19 protein-coding genes and 1 pseudogene are annotated in these 18,453 nt (G+C 62.5%); 3 read left to right on the forward strand and 17 right to left on the reverse strand.

Features of this window, described 5'->3' with window-relative positions:
- Position 1 precedes the first annotated feature (1 nt).
- Both IHE39_RS22045 and yddG read left to right on the forward strand, forming a co-directional pair.
- A complete protein-coding gene (locus tag IHE39_RS22045) occupies positions 2 to 1,690 on the forward strand; it encodes an ArnT family glycosyltransferase (protein ID WP_192567961.1) in 1,689 nt (562 codons plus the stop codon).
- 211 nt (positions 1,691 to 1,901) lie between these two features.
- A pseudogene (yddG, locus tag IHE39_RS22050) lies at positions 1,902 to 2,798 on the forward strand (aromatic amino acid exporter YddG).
- A 58-nt stretch (positions 2,799 to 2,856) separates the two neighbouring features.
- Here the strand turns inward: yddG and IHE39_RS22055 are convergent.
- From IHE39_RS22055 to aptA, 9 genes are all read right to left on the reverse strand, one after another.
- Positions 2,857 to 3,831, reverse strand: coding sequence for an ABC transporter substrate-binding protein (locus IHE39_RS22055; protein ID WP_184767094.1), 975 nt, complete (start codon positions 3,829 to 3,831; stop codon positions 2,857 to 2,859).
- A gap of 51 nt (positions 3,832 to 3,882) precedes the next feature.
- Positions 3,883 to 5,016, reverse strand: a complete 1,134-nt coding sequence (locus IHE39_RS22060) for an ABC transporter permease (RefSeq protein ID WP_434781331.1) — start codon at positions 5,014 to 5,016, stop codon at positions 3,883 to 3,885.
- Positions 5,013 to 5,891: an ABC transporter permease gene (locus IHE39_RS22065; protein WP_184767093.1), complete on the reverse strand. Its 879-nt coding sequence runs from the start codon at positions 5,889 to 5,891 to the stop codon at positions 5,013 to 5,015. Before IHE39_RS22065 ends, IHE39_RS22060 begins: the two co-directional genes overlap by 4 nt.
- A 6-nt stretch (positions 5,892 to 5,897) precedes the next feature.
- A complete protein-coding gene (locus tag IHE39_RS22070; protein WP_184767092.1) occupies positions 5,898 to 6,719 on the reverse strand; it encodes an ABC transporter ATP-binding protein in 822 nt (273 codons plus the stop codon).
- Between the two features lie 115 nt (positions 6,720 to 6,834).
- Positions 6,835 to 7,329, reverse strand: coding sequence for a hypothetical protein (locus IHE39_RS22075; RefSeq protein WP_192567962.1), 495 nt, complete (start codon positions 7,327 to 7,329; stop codon positions 6,835 to 6,837).
- Between the two features lie 42 nt (positions 7,330 to 7,371).
- Positions 7,372 to 8,823, reverse strand: a complete 1,452-nt coding sequence (gene hydA / locus IHE39_RS22080; protein WP_192567963.1) for a dihydropyrimidinase — start codon at positions 8,821 to 8,823, stop codon at positions 7,372 to 7,374.
- 153 nt (positions 8,824 to 8,976) lie between these two features.
- Positions 8,977 to 10,227 carry a Zn-dependent hydrolase gene (locus IHE39_RS22085; protein ID WP_192567964.1) on the reverse strand — a complete coding sequence of 417 codons (1,251 nt, stop codon included), beginning with the start codon at positions 10,225 to 10,227 and terminating at the stop codon, positions 8,977 to 8,979.
- A gap of 11 nt (positions 10,228 to 10,238) precedes the next feature.
- Positions 10,239 to 10,538, reverse strand: coding sequence for a cupin domain-containing protein (locus tag IHE39_RS22090; RefSeq protein WP_184767088.1), 300 nt, complete (start codon positions 10,536 to 10,538; stop codon positions 10,239 to 10,241).
- Entirely contained in the window at positions 10,535 to 11,863 is a 1,329-nt protein-coding gene (gene aptA / locus IHE39_RS22095) for an omega-aminotransferase AptA (protein ID WP_184767087.1), read from the reverse strand. Before aptA ends, IHE39_RS22090 begins: the two co-directional genes overlap by 4 nt.
- Positions 11,864 to 12,102: 239 nt before the next feature.
- Here aptA and IHE39_RS22100 point away from each other — a divergent pair, with 239 nt between their 5' ends.
- Positions 12,103 to 12,738 (forward strand): TetR family transcriptional regulator C-terminal domain-containing protein, encoded by a 636-nt coding sequence (locus IHE39_RS22100; RefSeq protein ID WP_184767086.1) that lies wholly within the window; start codon positions 12,103 to 12,105, stop codon positions 12,736 to 12,738.
- Positions 12,739 to 12,759: 21 nt separating this feature from the next.
- Here the strand turns inward: IHE39_RS22100 and IHE39_RS31150 are convergent, their stop codons facing one another.
- From IHE39_RS31150 to IHE39_RS22135, 8 genes are all read right to left on the reverse strand, one after another.
- Positions 12,760 to 13,011, reverse strand: a complete 252-nt coding sequence (locus IHE39_RS31150; RefSeq protein ID WP_281397479.1) for an EF-hand domain-containing protein — start codon at positions 13,009 to 13,011, stop codon at positions 12,760 to 12,762.
- 4 nt (positions 13,012 to 13,015) lie between these two features.
- Positions 13,016 to 13,150: a hypothetical protein gene (locus tag IHE39_RS31000; RefSeq protein WP_281399393.1), complete on the reverse strand. Its 135-nt coding sequence runs from the start codon at positions 13,148 to 13,150 to the stop codon at positions 13,016 to 13,018.
- A 235-nt stretch (positions 13,151 to 13,385) separates the two neighbouring features.
- Positions 13,386 to 13,757: a DoxX family protein gene (locus IHE39_RS22110; RefSeq protein ID WP_192567965.1), complete on the reverse strand. Its 372-nt coding sequence runs from the start codon at positions 13,755 to 13,757 to the stop codon at positions 13,386 to 13,388.
- 59 nt (positions 13,758 to 13,816) lie between these two features.
- Positions 13,817 to 14,275: a carboxymuconolactone decarboxylase family protein gene (locus tag IHE39_RS22115; RefSeq protein ID WP_184767084.1), complete on the reverse strand. Its 459-nt coding sequence runs from the start codon at positions 14,273 to 14,275 to the stop codon at positions 13,817 to 13,819.
- On the reverse strand, positions 14,272 to 14,805 hold the full coding sequence (locus IHE39_RS22120; protein ID WP_184767083.1) for an RrF2 family transcriptional regulator: 534 nt from the start codon (positions 14,803 to 14,805) through the stop codon (positions 14,272 to 14,274). The genes IHE39_RS22115 and IHE39_RS22120 overlap by 4 nt, the downstream gene beginning before the upstream one ends.
- A 108-nt stretch (positions 14,806 to 14,913) precedes the next feature.
- Complete coding sequence (locus tag IHE39_RS22125; RefSeq protein WP_192567966.1) at positions 14,914 to 15,285, reverse strand: nuclear transport factor 2 family protein; 372 nt, start codon at positions 15,283 to 15,285, stop codon at positions 14,914 to 14,916.
- A gap of 12 nt (positions 15,286 to 15,297) precedes the next feature.
- Positions 15,298 to 16,611: an NAD-dependent dihydropyrimidine dehydrogenase subunit PreA gene (gene preA, locus IHE39_RS22130; RefSeq protein WP_184767081.1), complete on the reverse strand. Its 1,314-nt coding sequence runs from the start codon at positions 16,609 to 16,611 to the stop codon at positions 15,298 to 15,300.
- Between the two features lie 11 nt (positions 16,612 to 16,622).
- The gene (locus IHE39_RS22135; protein WP_192567967.1) at positions 16,623 to 17,975 is read right to left on the reverse strand and encodes an NAD(P)-dependent oxidoreductase; all 1,353 of its coding nucleotides are present in this window, start codon (positions 17,973 to 17,975) and stop codon (positions 16,623 to 16,625) included.
- Positions 17,976 to 18,453: the final 478 nt, after the last annotated feature.

The raw sequence follows: 18,453 nt of genomic DNA on the forward strand, positions 1-18,453 counted from the left end.
CATGTCGACTTCCGGAATCAAAACCTCCGCAACGTCCCGCAAGACGTTGTCGCCGCTGACTTATCTTCTGCTGGCGCTGCTCGCGCTGTTTGCCTTCGCGCCGGGCACTTCCACCCTGCCGCCGACCGATCGCGACGAGTCGCGCTTCGTTCAGGCAACCAAGCAGATGGTCGAGAGCGGCGACTATGTCGACATCCGTTTCCAGGACGTGCCGCGCTACAAGAAGCCCGCCGGCATCTACTGGCTGCAGTCGACCGCAGTGCTGCTGAGCGGCCAGGATAGTGATGCCCCGATCTGGGTCTACCGGCTGATCTCGGTGCTCGCCGGCACCTTCTCGGTGCTGGCGCTTGCCTTCGTCGGCGACCGCATGTTCGGCCGAACCGCTGGCGTCATATCAGGCCTCGGCATGATGGGCATCCTGATGCTCGGCGTCGAAGCCCGCATCGCCAAGACCGACGCGACCTTGCTCGCCACCGCACTGCTTGCCCAGGCCGCGCTTGCCACCATCTATCTCGGCCACAAGGCCGGCAGGCAGCAGGGTCGTGCCCATTGGTGGTTCTGGGTAGCCCAGGGCCTGTCGATCCTGATCAAGGGACCGGTCATCCCCTTCATGAGCGTGCTGACCATTGCGGCCATCGCCATCTTCGACCGCGACCGCTCGTGGCTGCGCAAGCTGAAGCCCCTCCCAGGCATCCTGCTCACGCTTCTGGTCGCCGCCCCCTGGCTGATCCTGATCACGCTCAAGACCGGCAGCGCATTCTGGCAGGAATCGGTCGGCAAGGACCTGTTGAGCAAGGTTGGCTCCGGTCAGGAGTCGCACGGCTTCCCGCCCGGTTATTATTTCCTGACCTATTCGCTGTTCATGTGGCCCTTCGCGCTTGTCGCGCTCGAAGGTGGTCTCAAGGCGCTCAAGCGCTTCCGTGAGGACCCGCGCCTGTTGTTCTGCCTTGCCTGGTATCTGCCCTACTGGGTGGCCATCGAACTGATCCCGACCAAGCTGCCGCACTATGCCTTGCCGGCCTATCCGGCGATGATCCTGCTGATGGCCTGGGTGCTGACCTCCAAGTCGGCTGCCGGCATCGAGCTTTCGCGCTGGCAGCTGTGGCTGCGCCGCGCCTGCGCCTTCGGAATGTTCGGCATCAGCATTGGCCTGGCCGCCATCGCTCTTGGCATCACGCCCTATTTCCTCGGCGACTTCTCCTGGTGGGGGCTGCTCGCAGCAATACTGGTCCTGATCGCAGCCCGGTATGGCATCGGCGCGCCCGACGGCATGGATCCGGTCAAGCGCATCGCCTTCGCCGCGGCAGCCGCCGCAGCGGTGTTCGGCGTGCTCACCTGGAAGATCCTGCCGCCGCTCAAGCCTTTGTGGCTCAGCCCACAGATATCGGAACGTTTCGAAACGTTGAAGCCCTGCCCAACTTCAGTGCTGGCTTCCGCGGGTTATGGCGAACCAAGCCTTGTCTTCCTCGCCGGCACCAACACCCAGCTGACCGACGGCAAGGGAGCAGCCGCAGCGCTCGTCGCCGATCCCGCCTGCGCCGTCGCGGTCGTCGCCGAAGTCGAGAGCAAGGCTTTCCTTGCCGCTATTCCGGGCGGTGTGAACGCACTCAGGCAGCGCGGCATCATCGAAGGCATGAACTATTCCAAGGGCGAGCCGCGCACGCTCACCTTCTACACGCTGGCGCAGTAGGCGCGAGCGCCTCCACGCACCCGCTCGTTCCCTTCCGCTGTCCCTCGTGGCTAGTGCTTGGGCTGAACGCAAGGGCGCTTGGCGCATCATTTCCTGTTTGCCCTCGCTCCAGCAGGCAGGTCGCTGTCCAGACAAGGCACGGCTGGATATGGCCACCGGCAGAGCCTCCAACATGCCACCTTCCCACAACCAGGAGAATGGATTGACTGGCATGAACAGACCGACAGCAACGCTCATCGGCTTTTCAGCCATCCTCACATGGTCGTTTCTGGCACTGCTTTCGACCGCCGCGGGACCAATTCCGCCGTTTCGGCTGGCAGCAATGACCTTCCTGCTAGGCGGGCTCGTCGGTGTGTCCAGCTGGATCTTTCGCCCGGGCGCGATCAGGTCGTTGCGGCAGCCATGGCAGGTGTGGGCGCTGGGAACCGCCGGCCTTTGCATCTATCACTGTGCCTATTTCTTTGCGATCCAGTCGGCCCCGCCCATCGAGGCCAGCCTGATCGCCTACCTGTGGCCGCTGTTGATCGTCGTCTTCGCCGCCTTCCTGCCGGGGGAAAAGCTCAGGCTGCATCACATTGCCGGCGTGATCCTCTGACTTGCCGGCGCCATAGTCGTCATCACCAAGGGTGGCAGCGTCGGCCTGGCCGACGGGGTGAAGCCGGGCCACCTCATTGCGCTGTTCTGCGCCTTCGTCAGGGCCGGCTACTCCGTACTTTTCCGCCGCTTCGGCAAGGTGCCCACCGATGTCGTCGCCGGCTACTGCCTTATCACCGCGGCAGTCGCATTTTCGCTCCACCTGGCGCTCGAGACCACCGTCTGGCCCGAAACCACCGCGCAATGGGCTGCAATCGCCATCTTGGGCACAATCCCGCTCGGTACCGGCTTCTACGCCTAGGATTACGGCTGCAAGCACGGCGAGATCATGGTGCTTGGCGCATTGTCATACGCAGCACCGCTGTTTTCAGTAATCGTCTTGCTGGTCGCAGGGTTTGGCGCGTTTCACTGGTCGGTGGCGCTGGCCTGCATCCTCATCACGATCGGCGCCGTCATCGCCGCCAAGGACATGCTGTTCGGCAGGCAGCCTAAGGAAGCAGCGGCGGCGGCCTGACCCTGGCCAACGAAAAAGGGGCGGTTGCCCGCCCCTCTTCCGAAATCAGACCGCAAACTTACTTGATCGCCTTGTCGGTGATCGTTGAAGTCCAGGCGCCGGTGGGCTCCTTGGTAATGATCTTCTGCGCCAGCAGTGCTTCGGCCGTGCGCTTGTAAGCCGCTTCGACCAGCTTGCCATCGGCATTGTCGATCAGCTTGGCCACTTCGCCCATCATGCGCTTCTGGTGGTTTTCGTCCTGGCCACCATTGTCGACGACGATGCCGGCGGCCTCGTCAGGATTGTCGACGGCATACTTCCAGCCCTTCATCGAGGCACGCACGAAACGCACCATCTTGTCTTCGAAGGCCGGGTCCTTGAGCTTGTCTTCCATCGCGTACAGACCGTCCTCGAGCAGGTCGTTGCCCATGGCGGTGTAGTTGAAGACAGTCAGCTCTTCCGGCTTGAAGCCGGCGTCGATCAGCTGCCAGTACTCGTTGTAGGTCATGACCGAGATGCAGTCGGCCTGCTTCTGGATCAGCGGCTGCACGTCAAAGCTCTGCTTCAGCACCGTCACGCCATCGGCACCGCCTTCGGTCTTGAGGCCCAGCTTGTTCATCCAGGCGAAGAACGGGTACTCGTTGCCGAAGAACCAGACGCCCAGCGTCTTGCCCTTGAAATCGGCTTCGGTCTTGACCGGGCCGTCCTTCGGGCAGACCAGCTCCATGCCGGCCTTCTTGTAGGGCTGGGCGATGTTGACCAGGCCAACGCCCTTTTCACGGGCCGCAAGCGCGCCGCCCATCCAGTCGACGATCACGTCGGCACCGCCGCCGGCGATCACCTGCTCGGGCGCGATGTCGGGGCCGCCCGGCTTGATGTCGACGTCCAGGTTTTCCTCGCCGTAGAAACCCTTCTCCTTGGCAACGTAGTAGCCGGCAAACTGCGACTGCGTCACCCATTTGAGCTGCAGCGTCACCTTGTCGGCGGCAAGTGCCGCCTGCGCGGCGGCCAGCGACATCGCTCCCGCCATCAACGATACCATCAGTCTTTTCATCTTCTTTTTTCCCTCTGAAGTTGGACCGCGGCCCCGCCCAAGGAGCTCAGGTCACGCCCGCCCACCACGGACAGACGGATGCCAGAAAGTGGTGGCCCTCTCGATCAGGGCGACCACGCCATAGAAGACGGAACCGGCCAGAGCCGCAACAGCGATCTCCGCCCAGACCATGTCGACATTCATGCGCCCGATCTCGGTCGAGATGCGGAAGCCCATGCCGACAATCGGCGTGCCGAAGAATTCGGCGACGATGGCGCCGATCAGCGCCAGCGTGGAGTTGATCTTCAACGCGTTGAAGATGAAGGGTGCCGCCGCCGGCAGGCGCAGCTTGAACAGCGTCTGCCAGTAGTTGGAGGCATAGGTGCGCATCAGGTCGCGCTCCATATGGCCCGATGCGGTGAGGCCGGCGACGGTGTTCACCAGCATCGGGAAGAAGGTCATGATGATGACCACGGCCGCCTTCGACTGCCATTCGAAGCCGAACCAGATCACCATGATCGGCGCCACGCCGATGATCGGCAGCGCCGACACCATGTTGCCGATGGGCAAGAGCCCGCGGCGCAGGAACGGCACCCGGTCGGCCAGGATCGCCACCACGAAGCCCGAGGCACAGCCGACGAAGTAGCCGAACAGCACCGCCTTAAAGATGGTCTGGCGCACGTCAGCGGCAAGGATCGGCAGCGAATTGCCGATGCGCGCGGCAATGGCGCTTGGCGGCGGCAACAGGATGAACGGAACCCCCGCCCCCCGCGTCACCGCTTCCCAAATGATCAGGATCCATGCGCCGAAGATCGCCGGGATCAGCAGGCGCAGAAACGTCCTGACCTGCTTCGACAGCGGCCTGATGGCCGACAGCAAGGCAACGCAGCGCCAGGCCAGCAGCCAGGCGGCGGCAAGCAGCAGGAAGAACGGCATCCGCGCCATGCCTTCATTGCCGGAGATGTTGGCAATCAGCAGCCATGCAGCCCCATGCGCTCCAATGAAGAGCACGGCAGCACTGGCAAGGCCGGAGAACATGGCGAAGGAGGCCACGGCAGGCAAGGCGATGAGCGCGATGACAAGTGTCGTCGTGCCGCTCGACATCGGCGCTACGGCTTCATTCGCCAGCATCGGCATGGTGGCCATGGCGATGGCGCACAGCACCAGCGCCAGCCCGACTTGCCAGGACGGCTTGGAATTCATCATGCCGGCCGCCCTCCCATCGAACGTTCGACAAGTCTGCCGACGAAGCCGACGAGCACGACCAGCAGTGCCGCCACCACCGAGCCGGCGACGAGTGCCGCCCACATATCGATGGTCTGGCTGTAGTAGGAACCGGCGAGCAGCTTGGCGCCGATGCCAGCGACAGCGCCAGTCGGCAGCTCGCCGACGATGGCGCCGACAAGGCTCGCCGCCACCGCCACCTTCATCGAGGCAAACAGGAATGGCACCGAGGCCGGCACGCGCAGCTTCCAGAAGGTCTGCGACTTGCTGGCATTATAGGTATGCATCAGGTCGAGATGCATGAGATCGGGCGAACGCAGCCCCTTCACCATGCCGACGGCGACCGGAAAGAACGACAGGTAGGTCGAAATCAGCGCCTTGGGGATCAGCCCGGTGACGCCGATGGCCGCCAGCACGACGATGATCATCGGCGCCACAGCAAGGATCGGGATTGTCTGCGAGGCGATGATCCACGGCATCAGCGAGCGGTCGAGCGCAATGACATGGACGATGCCGACGGCGATCAGGATGCCGAGAGCGGTGCCGAAGGTGAAGCCGAGCAGCGTCGACGACAGCGTCACCCACGAATGGTAGACCAGACTGCGCGCGCTGGTGACCTTCCTGAGGAAGGTGTTTTCAAAGAAATTCTGCGCCACCTGGTGCGGTGCGGGCATGGTCGGCTTCGGCTGCGACAGCGTCTTGCCGATGAATTCAACCGTGCCGGGCGTCAAACCTGCCCGCCGGTCGAGATCGCGCTGGAACGGCGCGTTCATGTAGACGGCGAATGCATACCACGCCGCGACAATGACCAGAAGGATGGCGACGACGGGAAAAACCCTGTCTCTGAGGCGATCCATCGCGGCTCAATCCTCGTAGGAATGGCCGGCGCGCAGTCCGTCACGGACACGCGCTGCAATCGCCAGGAATTCCGGGCTCTCGCGGATGTCGAGCGGGCGTTCCGCGGGCAGCGTCGACTCGATGACGTCGGTGACGCGGCCCGGCCTGGGCGACATGACGACGATGCGCGTGGAGAGATAGACGGCTTCGGGGATCGAATGGGTGACGAAGCAGATCGTCTTGTTGGTCTGCCGCCACAGCCTGAGCAGTTGCTCGTTGAGGTGATCGCGCACGATCTCGTCGAGCGCGCCGAACGGTTCGTCCATCAGCAGCAGATCGGCGTCGAAAGCGAGCGCGCGCGCGATAGAGGCACGCTGCTGCATGCCGCCGGAAAGCTGCCAGGGATATTTCTTCTCGAAACCGGTGAGATTGACCAGATCCATGGTGCGCTTGATGCGCGCCTGCTGCTCGGCCTTGGACAGGCCGATGATCTCGAGCGGCAGCCCGACATTGTTTTCGATGGTCCGCCACGGAAATAGCGCTGCCGCCTGGAAGACATAACCATAGGCCCGTGCCTGGCGCGCCTGTTCCGGCGTCATGCCGTTGATCGAGATCGTGCCTTCCGTCGGCTGCTCGAGATCCGCGATCACCCTGAGGAACGTGGTCTTGCCGCAACCCGAAGGCCCGATGAAGGAGACGAACTCACCCTTGTTGATGGTCAGATTGACGTCCGACAGCGCCCGCACCGGGCCGTCATTGGTCTGGAAGGTCAGCCCCAGCTGTCTGGCTTCGACGACTGCGTTTCGCTCGACGCTAGTCGCCGTGGCTTGATTGACTGTCATGAGCATTGCCCGACTTTACCCCACATCATGCCATCCTCTCCGAAGATGAGGAAAGCGTCCACTTGATCAACACTCTTTCCCAGGCGCATGAAACGAGCCGGCCTTCCTTCGCCCTGTTTGGTCAAGCGTAGCCTGAGCCCAGATTGCGATAGACGATGAGCCCCCGGTAAGTAACTCCCGCGATCGCTCCACCGACGAGGCCAGCTGTCGCCAAAGCTATGCTATCTGCGAACGGCATGGACCAGCCTAGAATGAAGTCGCAGACAAGGAGCATCAAAACAATTGTTGCTCCCATCGTGACCCCAAATCCTACAAAACCCAAAACACTCGGAAGCGATCTATCGCGCCCTATCCTGGCCAGCAGAAATACGAGTCCGCCGACAGCTACGCTCGCAGGAATTGTCCAGATAAGTGCCCCCCACATGCTCCAGAAAACCGAACCAGCTACATCCAGCGGAAGTCGGGAGAGTTTGGACAATGAAGAGCTGCTGAATACCTCAACGAGGATCAAGACAACCCCACAGGCCCAGAGCCCTGCAAACACACTTCCAATAAGGGCAAAGAAGGAAAAATGCCCATTGGAGCGCCGCTTGGCGGGAGCACTTTCCGGTTCCATCAAAATGTCCCCGTCATCATCGACCCCACCAAGTCCGATCGCTCACACTCCTGTCGCCGGGATGCCTGTGCGTTCGACCTTGCGCGGTGCGGTGATTTCCTTCCACTGCGACAGCGCCCGGTTGACCGCGGCATGCGGCTCGCGGGCGACGAATTCGCCGTGGCCGGGATGCACCTTGACCTCGTGCTCCTGGATCGCCAGTTCGCCACGCGTGAAGACGAAGCGTGGCAGGCCGGTCACCTCGATGCCCTCGAAGACGTTGTAGTCAATCACCGATTGTTGGCTCTTCGCCGCGATGGTCTTCTTGCGCTTGGGATCCCAGACGATGACGTCGGCGTCCGCTCCTTCGACGATAGCGCCCTTCTTCGGGTACATATTGAGGATCTTGGCGATGTTGGTCGAGGTCACCGCGACGAACTCGTTCATCGTCAGACGGCCGGTGTTGACGCCCTTGGTCCACAAGACAGGCATGCGGTCCTCGAGCCCGCCCGTGCCATTGGGGATCTTGGTGAAATTGCCGACGCCAGTGCGCTTCTGATCCGTGGTGAACGAGCAATGGTCGGTCGCCACCACCTGCAGCGAACCCGCCTGCAGGCCGGCCCACAGCGAGTCCTGATGCTGCTTGTTGCGGAAGGGCGGGCTCATCACCCGGCGCGCCGCGTGGTCCCAGTCCTTGTTGAAATATTCGGTCTCGTCGAGCACCAGATGCTGGATCAGCGGCTCGCCATAGACGCGCATGCCTTTCTGCCGGGCCCGCCGGATCGCTTCATGCGCCTGCTCGCAGGAGGTGTGCACGACATAGAGCGGGCTGCCCACCATGTCGGCGATCATGATTGCGCGGTTGGTCGCCTCGCCCTCGACCTCGGGCGGCCGCGAATAGGCATGCGCCTCGGGACCGTTATTGCCTTCGGCTAGCAGCTTGGCCGACAGCTGGGCGACGACGTCGCCGTTTTCGGCATGCACCAGCGGCAGCGCGCCAAGTTCGGCGCAACGCTTGAACGACGAGTACATCTCGTCGTCGTCGACCATCAGCGCGCCCTTGTAGGCCATGAAGTGCTTGAACGAGGTGATGCCCTTGTCGACGACCTCAGCCATCTCGTTGAACACCTGCTCGCCCCACCAGGTGATCGCCATGTGGAACGAATAGTCGGAACAGGCCTTGGAGGTCTTGTTGTCCCACATCTGCAGCGCTTCGAGCAGCGACTGGCCGGGCGACGGCAGGCAGAAGTCGACGACCATCGTCGTTCCACCGGACAGCGCCGCGCGCGTGCCGCTCTCGAAATCGTCGGCCGAATAGGTGCCCATGAACGGCATTTCGAGATGGGTGTGCGGGTCGATGCCACCGGGCATGATGTAGCAGCCGGTGGCGTCGAACTCGTGGTCGGCGTGCAGGTTCCCGCCGATGGCGACGATCTTGCCATGCTGGATCAGCACGTCGGCCTTCCATGTCCGGTCGGCCGTGACGATGGTGCCATTTCTGATGACTTTGGTCATTCTTCAGTTCCCCTATTCTAGCCGCGCTTCTTTTGAGCGCTTTGGCCGTGTTTCATATCATGTAAAGGCAGACACTCCGCGTAGGCCAAGCGTAAGCCGCCCTTCCCCTCGACGGGAAAGGGCTGCCAGCGCGGCAATGTCGACCCCAAAAGCTCACTCCACGATCTCCGCGGTCTCGACCACGGCATGGAAAAGAACGTCGCAGCCGGCGGCGGCCCATTCGGGATAGATTTCCTCGTCTTCGTTGTGGCTGAGGCCATCGACGCAGGGACAGAAAACCATCGCCGTCGGCGCCACGCGATTGATCCAGCAGGCGTCGTGGCCGGCACCCGAAACGATGTCGCGATGGCTGTAGCCGAGCCGGTCGGCGGCGTCGCGCACGGCCTTGACGCAATCCGTGTCGAAGGCGACCGGGTCGAAATGGCCGACCTGCTCGATCTCATAGGAGATGTCGAGCGCCTCGCAGATCGTGGCGATCCCTTCACGGATACGTCCGTCCATGGCGTCGAGCACTGCCTTCTCCGGCGAGCGAATATCGATGGTGAAGACGGTGCGGCCGGCAATGATGTTGCGCGAGTTCGGATAGACTTCCATGTGGCCTACGGCACCGACGGCGTCGGGCTGGTAGTCCATGGCAATCTCGTGCACCAGCTCGGTCACCCGCGCCATTCCGAGGCCGGCATTGCGGCGCTTGTACATCGGCGTCGAGCCGGTATGCGCTTCCATCCCGGTCAGGGTCACCTGCAGCCACTTCAGACCTTGGCCATGGGTGACGACGCCGATTTCAATCTCTTCGTCTTCGAGGATCGGCCCCTGTTCGATATGCAGTTCGAAGAAGGCCTTCATCTTGCGAGCGCCGACCTTCTCGGTGCCTTTCCAGCCGATGCGCTCCAACTCGTCGCCGAAACTCTTGCCATGCGCATCCTTGCGCGCATAGGCGAAATCCTGCTCAAGCACGCCGGCAAACACGCCCGATGCCAGCATGGCCGGTGCAAAGCGCGTGCCTTCCTCGTTGGTCCAGTTGGTGACGACGATGGGATGCTTCGTCTTGATGCCGAGATCGTTGAGCGAGCGGATGACCTCGAGCCCGCCGAGCACGCCCAGCACGCCGTCGAACTTGCCGCCCGTCGGCTGGGTGTCGAGATGGCTGCCGACATAGACCGGCAGTGCTTCGGGGTCGGTGCCTTCGCGGCGGGCAAACATCGTGCCCATCTCGTCGACGCCCATTTCAAGTCCGGCGGCGTCGCACCAGGTCTTGAAGAGCTTACGGCCCTCGCCGTCCTCGTCGGTCAGGGTCTGGCGGTTGTTGCCGCCGGCAATGCCGGGGCCGATCTTCGCCATCTCCATCAGCGAATCCCACAAACGCTCTGAATTGATTCGGAGATTTTCGCCTGGTGCGGACATGGCTCGGACCCTTATGCTTTCAGTTCGACTTCAACGAACGACATCGGTTTGTCGCCGGCATTGACCACATTGTGCTCGACGCCTTCGTCCCGCCTGTAGGCCAAGCCGGCAGCCATGTCGACACGCCTGACACCGCCTCCCGGCTCCTCCAGCAGGAACGAGCAAGGCGTGACCGTCGTCACGACATAGTCCATGCCATGCCTGTGCCAACGCGTTTCCGCGCCGGGATCGAAATCCCAGCGCGTGACGCGGACCTTGTCGTCGTCGACGAGCACTTCGCTCGTCGCCTGTTGCCGCGCCTGATAGGTCAATCGACCATCCTCAGCACTTCCCGGACATGATCGATCAGTTCGTCGATCTGCCCCTTGGTGATGATCAGCGGCGGCGACAGCGCGATGATGTCGCCAGTGGTGCGGATCAGCGCGCCGCGCTCGTACGCCTTGACGAAGGCCGAGAAGGCACGCTTGGTCGGCGCGCCGGCGATCGGCGATAGCTCGATGGCGCCAATCAGGCCGATGTTGCGGATGTCGATGACATGCGGCTCGCCCTTCAGCGAATGCAGCGCTTCCTCCCAGTACGACGCGAGCTCAGCACCACGGGTCAGCAGCCCCTCTTCCTTGTAGGTGTCGAGGGTGGCGAGTGCCGCGGCCGAGGCGATCGGGTTGCCCGAATAGGTGTAGCCGTGGAAGAACTCGATCATGTGCTCGGGGCCGGTCATGAAGGCGTCATGGATCTCCTTCTTGACGAACACCGCGCCCATCGGGATGACGCCGTTGGAGACACCCTTGGCGGTGGTGATGATGTCGGGGATGACGCCGAAATAGTCGGCCGCAAACGGCGTGCCGAGACGGCCGAACCCGGTGATGACCTCGTCGAAGATCAACAGGATGCCGTGCTTGGTGCAGATGTCGCGCAGCTTCTGCAGATAACCCTTCGGCGGGATCAGCACACCGGTGGAACCGGCGACCGGCTCGACGATGACGGCGGCGATGGTCGAGGCGTCATGCAGCGTGACAATGCGCTCGAGTTCGTCGGCGAGCTCTGCGCCATACTCCGGTTCGCCCTTGGTGAAGGCGTTCTTGGCCGGTAGATGCGTGTGCGGCATGTGGTCGACGCCGGAAAGCAGCGTGCCGAACATCTTGCGGTTGGTGACGATGCCGCCAACCGAGATGCCGCCGAAATTGACGCCGTGATAGCCGCGCTCGCGGCCGATGAGGCGGGTGCGCGCGCCGTCGCCCTTCACGCGGTGATAGGCCAGCGCCATCTTGAGCGCGGTCTCGACCGACTCCGAACCGGAATTGGTAAAGAAGACGTGGTCCATGCCTTCGGGCGCGATGTCGACGAGGCGGTTCGCCAGTTCGAAGACGATCGGATGGCCCATCTGGAACGCAGGCGCGTAATCGAGCTCGGCCGCCTGTTTCTGGATCGCCTCGGTGATCTTGGGCCGGCAGTGGCCGGCATTGACGCACCACAGGCCTGCGGTGCCGTCGAGAATCTTGCGGCCGTCGCTCGACGTGTAATGCATGTCCTTGGCCGCAACCATCATGCGCGGCGCCTGCTTGAACTGCCGGTTCGAGGTGAACGGCATCCAGAATGCGCTGAGATCGTTGGGCGTAACTTTTAGCCTGTCCGACATGACCAAGCTTTCCTTTCTTCCCCGGTTTCGGTACGGCCAACGCTTGGTCTTCGGTGCGTTTTCATGCTACGCAATTTTTTGACCGATTGGACAAACGTTAGCACCGCCGCATTGGCGGTCAAGGGATTACTACCGGAAATGCGGCTTCTGAGGCGCGCTCCACAGGTCGGCAAGAACTGGTCCAGCCGATTGGTCCAGATGGCGTCGGCACCCACCCTCGAATGCGGGACGTGATGACCATGGAAGGCTCAACACCGCGCGGTCGCACCCGCATCCAGAAAGAGAAGCGCGAGGTCATCCTCGAGGCCGCCTTGGAGGTGTTTTCGACCAATGGCTTCCGTGGCTCGACCATCGACCAGATCGCCGAAGCGGCGGGCATGTCGAAGCCCAACCTGCTTTACTATTTCCGCCGTAAGGAAGACATCCACGAGACGCTGATGCACCGGCTGCTCGACACCTGGCTGGCACCGCTGAAGGAGCTCGACAACATCGGCGACCCGATGACCGAACTGCGCAGCTACATCAGGCGCAAGCTCGAGATGGCCCGCGATTTTCCCAGGGAAAGCCGGTTGTTCGCCAACGAAATCCTGCAAGGCGCGCCGCGCATCATGCCGATGCTGGAGGGCGAGTTGAAAGAACTCGTCGACGAAAAGGTCGAAGTCATCAGGGGTTGGATGCGCAACGGCAAGGTCGCCAGGACCGATCCCTGGCACCTGATCTTCGCGATCTGGGCGACGACCCAGCATTACGCCGATTTCGACGTTCAGGTCCGTGCCGTGCTCGGCCCGGACCGTGGTGGCGACGGCCGCTTCGAAGATGCAGCGCGCTTCCTCGAACAGCTCTTCCTCGAAGGGCTGAAACCCAAGGCCGGTTGACCGGCACCAGGCTGCTGCGGCCTACTCTTTGGGAGCCATGAATTCCTGGCGCGACAGCCGGTTGTCGGCGTCTCGGTCGAAGGCTGCGAATGCCCTGTCGACAAGCGAGCGATGATGCCCCTCAAATTCCGAAAAGCTCAGCCGGCCGTCATGGTCGAGATCCATTTGCGCAAACTCGCTGGCACGAATTTCGGTTGGGCTGCCAAGGCTTGGTGCGAAACTTGGCCATGCTTCTTTCCCATACTGCCTGGGGTGGAGAACATGCCGCCTCAGCCAGTTAGGCGTCGATGAAACTCTGTACCACTTCGCTCGCCGGTCTCCCCTCGGAGCGACTGCGGGCCATCAGCGCCTGCTTGGTCTCGTGCGGAATCCTGATTTCCAGGGTTTCGCTTTTCTTGGGAGCTCGGGTCATGGCGCTTCTCATCTTCGCCGTCGGCTTGGCGGCCCGCCGATCAGGACAGGCCGCAGCGTTCATTGAAACATGAGAGGCGTCCCGATGCAGGCGTTTTCGTGTCCGGACACAGCAAGAAACAACATTTGCAGCGATGAAAGCGGTCAGTTCGAAGATGCATCGCGCGCCCTCGAACTGCTTTTCCGTGAGTGCTTTAGGTCAAAAAGCTGAATCAGTTTCTCTGCTGCGGCCGACTCTATTTGCCAGCCGCGATCACCAGCAGGAAACTGCCGGCAAGAGCCACGTTGCTGACCACGCCGTTGATCCGGGAGGCGCGATCCGCACCCTGGTGATCCCAGAAATTGTGAAACATCAGCGTGGCTGCGATCAGGAACGCGATGAGTGCCGCAGCCGCATAGGCGGCGTGGAAACCGACCATCAGCATCAGGCCGGCAACGATCTGCAGCACGATCCCGGCCCACAAGGCCAGGCCTGCCTGCGGCACGCCGCGGGCGGTCATCATGCCCGTCAGCAGTTTGGTATTGGCGATGTTGCGCAGGCCGGCAAAAACGAAAGCGCCGCCAAGCAGCAGCCGGCCGATAACGGCCAATGTCGAAATGTCGAACATGAATCCCCCGTGGCGATCGCCTGCCGGCGATCGCTGCAACTGTCTTCTTGGTTATTGGATCAGGCGGCCTTGGCTTCGGCGACCGGATGAACGGCGTGGAACGTCACGCACAGCCGGTTCCAGGTGTTGATCATGCCAACCGCCATGGTGAGCTTGACCAGTTCATCCCCGGAGAAGTGCTTTTGCCCTTCGACATAGAGTTCGGCCGGAACGCCCGCGTCGGCAATGTTGGTGACCGCTTCGGTCCAGGCAAATGCCATGCGCTCACGTTCGGAAAACAGCGGCGATTCCTTCCATGCAGCGACCAACCACAGGCGCTGCTCGGTCTCGCCGTCGTGCTTGGCCTCGCGGCTGTGCATGTCGACACAATAGGAGCAGCCATTGATCTGTGACGCGCGCAGCTTGATCAGGTGCAGCAGGCCGACTTCAAGCCCGCATTCGTTGATAGCAGTGTTGAGCGCGACCAGAAGCTTCGTCAGCTCGGGTGCGGCGGTGTAGAAATTCAGCCTGGGTGTCATGGCATCTTCCTTTGGTTGATGGGTCTTTGTTTGGAATTCTGCGGCCGCTGGTTCAGCGCCACGAAGGCGCAGCTGGCGGTGACGATGCGCTGGTCTGCGGTGGCGTTGAAATCGGCGACAATGTCGGAGAGCCTGGTCTCGGCGAGTGCCGCGCGATAGGCCCGCTCGGCCTTGAGCATGGCGACATTGATACCGCAGGGCTTTACATAGGCTGATGGGTCGAGCGCATAGCTGCCCTTCTGCCTGATCTCGCCGCAGCGGAACGCCGGCTCCCTGCCCTCGACAGCCAGCACGATGTCGAGCAGCGTGATTTTCTCCGCCACCCGTGCCAGCCGGTAGCCGCCACTCGGCCCCGGCACCGACTCGAGAATCCTTGCCGCCGTCAGCGCCTTGAGATGTTTGAGCAGATAGCTCGGCGACAGCCCAAAGGCCTCGGCCATGGCATTGCCCGGCAGCGTTCCGTCACCGTCGACGCCAGCCAGCATCGCCGCACAATGGATCGCCGCCTCCACGCCATCACCAAGCTTCATCGCCGCCTCCTTTATCGTGGATAATCCATATCGTGGATAATAATTATCCGCAATGGGCGCGGCGCGAATTTCATCTGTGATGATAGCTATCTGTTGAGAAAGGTACGCTCAGCCGCTCGCCAGCGTCACGTGACTCAGCACGCACTTCCAGCCCGCGTCAATACGGACCATGACATCACTCACCCACTCGTCGGCACTGAACGACTGGCCGCGAAAATGACCGCTGTTGATCACCCGCGCGGTGTAGACCGCGGTCGCGCCGTAGAACTCGACCCTTGCACCATCAACGGTGCGCATCATGTCGTGGGTCAGGTCGCCCGACTGGACCATGGCGAGAAATTCCGCCTTGGCGGTCGCACCGTCTGAGCCGACGATGATCCATTCGTCGGTCATGAAGTTGCCAATGGCGGCGGCATCGTTGGCAACGATCGCCGCCATCCAGGCGAGAGCGAACTCAATGATTTCGCTCCTGTCGTCCATGGCTTGTTGCCCCTACTCCGCCGCCACCTTGGCCATCGGGTTGTTGGGGTGCGTCGTCCAGTTGGCATAGTGCGGCGACACCGGCTTGCCGGTGCGCTTGTCCATGGCACCGACGGCCAGCGGCTCCATCGTGATACAGCCTTCGACCGGGCAGACGTTGACGCACAGATTGCAGCCGACGCACTCTTCCTCGATCACCTCGAAATGCCTGATACCGTCGAGCATGCTGGTGATCGCCTGGTGCGAGGTGTCCTCGCAGGCGATGTGGCAGCGGCCGCACTTGATGCAAGCATCCTGGTCGATCCGTGCCTTGGCAACATAATTGAGGTTGAGATACTGCCAGTCGGTGACGTTGGGTGTGGCGCGGCCGACGATGTCGTCGAGCGAGCGATGGCCCTTCTCGTCCATCCAGTTTTCGAGACCGGCGATCATCTCCTGCACGATCTTGAAGCCGTAGGTCATGGCAGCGGTGCAGACCTGCACGTTGCCGGCGCCCAACGCCATGAATTCGGCAGCATCGCGCCAGGTGGTGATGCCGCCGATGCCCGAAATCGGCAGTCCTGCCGTCTCGCGATCACGTGCGATCTCGGCGACCATGTTCATGGCGATCGGCTTGACCGCCGGGCCGCAATAGCCGCCATGCGACCCCTTGCCGTCGATTGTCGGCTCCGGCGCGAAACTGTCGAGGTTGACGCCGGTGATCGAGTTGATGGTGTTGATCAGCGACACCGCGTCGGTGCCGCCGGCATGCGCTGCGCGCGCCGGCTTGCGCACGTCGGTGATGTTGGGCGTGAGCTTGGTGATGACCGGCATGCGGGTGTTTTGCTTGCACCAGCGCACGACCATCTCGATGTATTCGGGCACCTGGCCGACGGCCGCCCCCATGCCGCGTTCCGACATGCCGTGCGGGCAGCCGAAATTGAGCTCGATACCGTCGGCGCCGGTCTCTTCGACCACCGGCAGGATCGCCTTCCAGGCTTCCTCGACGCACGGCACCATCAGCGACACGACGATGGCCCGATCGGGCCAATCCATCTTGACCTGCTTGATCTCGCGCAGGTTGGTCTGCAGGTCGCGGTCGGTGATCAGCTCGATGTTGTTGAGGCCAAGCAGGCGGCGGTCAGCGCCCCAGATCGCGCCATAGCGCGGGCCGTTGACGTTGACGACCGGCGGGCCTTCCTCGCCGAGCGTCTTCCAGACGACGCCGCCCCAGCCCGCCTTGAAGGCGCGGATGACGTTGTAGGCCTTGTCGGTCGGCGGCGCGGAGGCCAGCCAGAACGGGTTGGGCGACTTGATGCCGACGAAATTGTTGCGGATATCTGCCATCTTGTCCTCCCTCAGCCGATCAGGGCGCGGTTGATGGATTCAGCCGCGTCGCGCCCTTGCGCCACAGCCGAGACCGTCAGGTCGTCGCCTCCCGCAATGCAGTCGCCACCGGCCCAGACCTTGGCGAGCGAGGTGCGCCCTTCTCCATCGACCTTGATGCGGCCGACTTCCATAGCAACTGATGGGCCGCTGCCGTTGAGTGCTGCCGGCTCGAAACTCTGGCCGATCGCCTTGAACACCTGGTCGGCGGCGAGCCTGACGATCTCGCCGGTGCCGCTAAGCTTGTCGCCCTTCATGGCGGTGTATTCGAGTTCGATGGCAACGACCTTGCCGCCTTCCGAAATGACCTTCTTGGGCTGCAGCCAGTGGCGGATGACGACACCATTGGCGGCGGCGAGATCCTGCTCGAACTCCGAGGCGTTCATGTGCTCCTGGCCGCGGCGGTAGCAGATCGTCACTTCCTCAGCACCCAGCAGCTTGGACTGCACGGCGGCGTCGACCGCTGTCATGCCGCCGCCGATGACGACGACACGGCGCCCGACCGGCAGGCCGGCGAGGTCACTCGACTGGCGCAGGGTGGAGATGAAGTCGACGGCGTTGGAGACGCCTGAAGCGTCTTCGCCCTCGGCGCGCAACGCGTTGACGCCGGCAAGCCCGAGGCCGAGGAACACCGCATCATACGAAGCGGTGAGATCTCCGAGGTGATAGTCGCGGCCGAGCGCCTTGCCGTTTTCGGTCGCAATGCCACCGATCGCGTTGACGTAGTCGACCTCGGCCTGGGCGAAATCGTCGGTGCTCTTGTAGGCGGCGATGCCGTATTCGTTGAGGCCGCCGGCCTTGGGCCGAGCTTCGAGAATGGTCACCTCATGGCCGTAGCGCGCGAGACGGTGCGCGGCGGCGAGGCCGGCGGGGCCGGCGCCAACGACGGCGATCTTCTTGCCGGTCGGCTCGGCGCGGCTGTAGAACTGCTTGCCCTGCCCCATCGCCACGTCGGTGGCATAACGCTGCAGTCGGCCGATCTGCACCGGCTTGCCCTCGGCAACCTCGCGGACGCAGACTTCCTCGCACAGCGTCTCGGTCGGACAGACGCGGGCGCACATGCCACCGAGGATGTTCTGGTCAAAGATGGTCTTGGCCGAGCCGATCGGATTGCCGGTCGAAATCTGGCGGATGAACATCGGGATGTCGATCGATGTCGGGCATGCCTGCATGCACGGCGCGTCGTAGCAGAAATAGCAACGATCGGACTCCACCAGCGCCTCGTGATAGTCGAGCGCGGGGTGCAGGTCGGAGAAATTCTCGGCGTATTGGGTGGGCGCAAGGCGGCCGCCGACGATGCCTTCCTTGAAAAGACCTTCTGCCATTCCAGTTCCCCAGTTTATTCTCGTTTTGAGGAAGCGTAGCACGTTCTATTTTTTTATCAATTGGTCAATTTTTGGCGCAAGTCTTTGCTTTTACTCAAAAATAAGATGATTATTCCGGTCAAGATTTGGCGATTTGATCGGCAGCCTTCCGTTGGGAAAGCCGCAGCGTGATCTTCCCCTTCCCCACTTGCGGGAGAAGGGAGGTCGCGCGCTTCATCTGCGCCACGCTCGCTTTCGCGCCTGGCGATTGTCAACGAACGCTCCCGTGTCGGGAGAACACTTCGGCAAGCGAGGATGGCTATCCACGCGGGGTGGTGACGGATGGCGACAGTGGGGGCCGGTGCTTGTCAGGCAAATCTCGCAGGTAGCGCTCCATTGGGCCCCCCCGGGGCGGGCCGCGGGGGGGGGCCAGGGGGGGCCCGGGGGAAAGGGGGGGGGAATTACCCCCCGGGGGTGTTTTTTTGGAAAAAACCAAAGC

It is taken from the genome of Aminobacter carboxidus (assembly GCF_014863355.1).
Classification (GTDB): Bacteria; Pseudomonadota; Alphaproteobacteria; order Rhizobiales; family Rhizobiaceae; genus Aminobacter; species Aminobacter carboxidus.

Coding starts and splice junctions, on each gene's coding strand:
- hydA (WP_192567963.1), bottom strand. CDS start 8,823: ATGACCAAAGTCATCAGAAATGGCACCATCGTCACGGCCGACCGGACA.
- IHE39_RS22115 (WP_184767084.1), bottom strand. CDS start 14,275: ATGACACCCAGGCTGAATTTCTACACCGCCGCACCCGAGCTGACGAAG.
- IHE39_RS22135 (WP_192567967.1), bottom strand. CDS start 17,975: ATGGCAGAAGGTCTTTTCAAGGAAGGCATCGTCGGCGGCCGCCTTGCG.
- IHE39_RS22065 (WP_184767093.1), bottom strand. CDS start 5,891: ATGGATCGCCTCAGAGACAGGGTTTTTCCCGTCGTCGCCATCCTTCTG.
- IHE39_RS22075 (WP_192567962.1), bottom strand. CDS start 7,329: ATGGAACCGGAAAGTGCTCCCGCCAAGCGGCGCTCCAATGGGCATTTT.
- IHE39_RS22085 (WP_192567964.1), bottom strand. CDS start 10,227: ATGTCCGCACCAGGCGAAAATCTCCGAATCAATTCAGAGCGTTTGTGG.
- IHE39_RS31000 (WP_281399393.1), bottom strand. CDS start 13,150: ATGACCCGAGCTCCCAAGAAAAGCGAAACCCTGGAAATCAGGATTCCG.
- IHE39_RS22110 (WP_192567965.1), bottom strand. CDS start 13,757: ATGTTCGACATTTCGACATTGGCCGTTATCGGCCGGCTGCTGCTTGGC.
- IHE39_RS22045 (WP_192567961.1), top strand. CDS start 2: ATGTCGACTTCCGGAATCAAAACCTCCGCAACGTCCCGCAAGACGTTG.
- IHE39_RS22055 (WP_184767094.1), bottom strand. CDS start 3,831: ATGAAAAGACTGATGGTATCGTTGATGGCGGGAGCGATGTCGCTGGCC.
- IHE39_RS22100 (WP_184767086.1), top strand. CDS start 12,103: ATGGAAGGCTCAACACCGCGCGGTCGCACCCGCATCCAGAAAGAGAAG.
- IHE39_RS22120 (WP_184767083.1), bottom strand. CDS start 14,805: ATGAAGCTTGGTGATGGCGTGGAGGCGGCGATCCATTGTGCGGCGATG.
- preA (WP_184767081.1), bottom strand. CDS start 16,611: ATGGCAGATATCCGCAACAATTTCGTCGGCATCAAGTCGCCCAACCCG.
- aptA (WP_184767087.1), bottom strand. CDS start 11,863: ATGTCGGACAGGCTAAAAGTTACGCCCAACGATCTCAGCGCATTCTGG.
- IHE39_RS22060 (WP_434781331.1), bottom strand. CDS start 5,016: ATGATGAATTCCAAGCCGTCCTGGCAAGTCGGGCTGGCGCTGGTGCTG.
- IHE39_RS22125 (WP_192567966.1), bottom strand. CDS start 15,285: ATGGACGACAGGAGCGAAATCATTGAGTTCGCTCTCGCCTGGATGGCG.
- IHE39_RS22070 (WP_184767092.1), bottom strand. CDS start 6,719: ATGCTCATGACAGTCAATCAAGCCACGGCGACTAGCGTCGAGCGAAAC.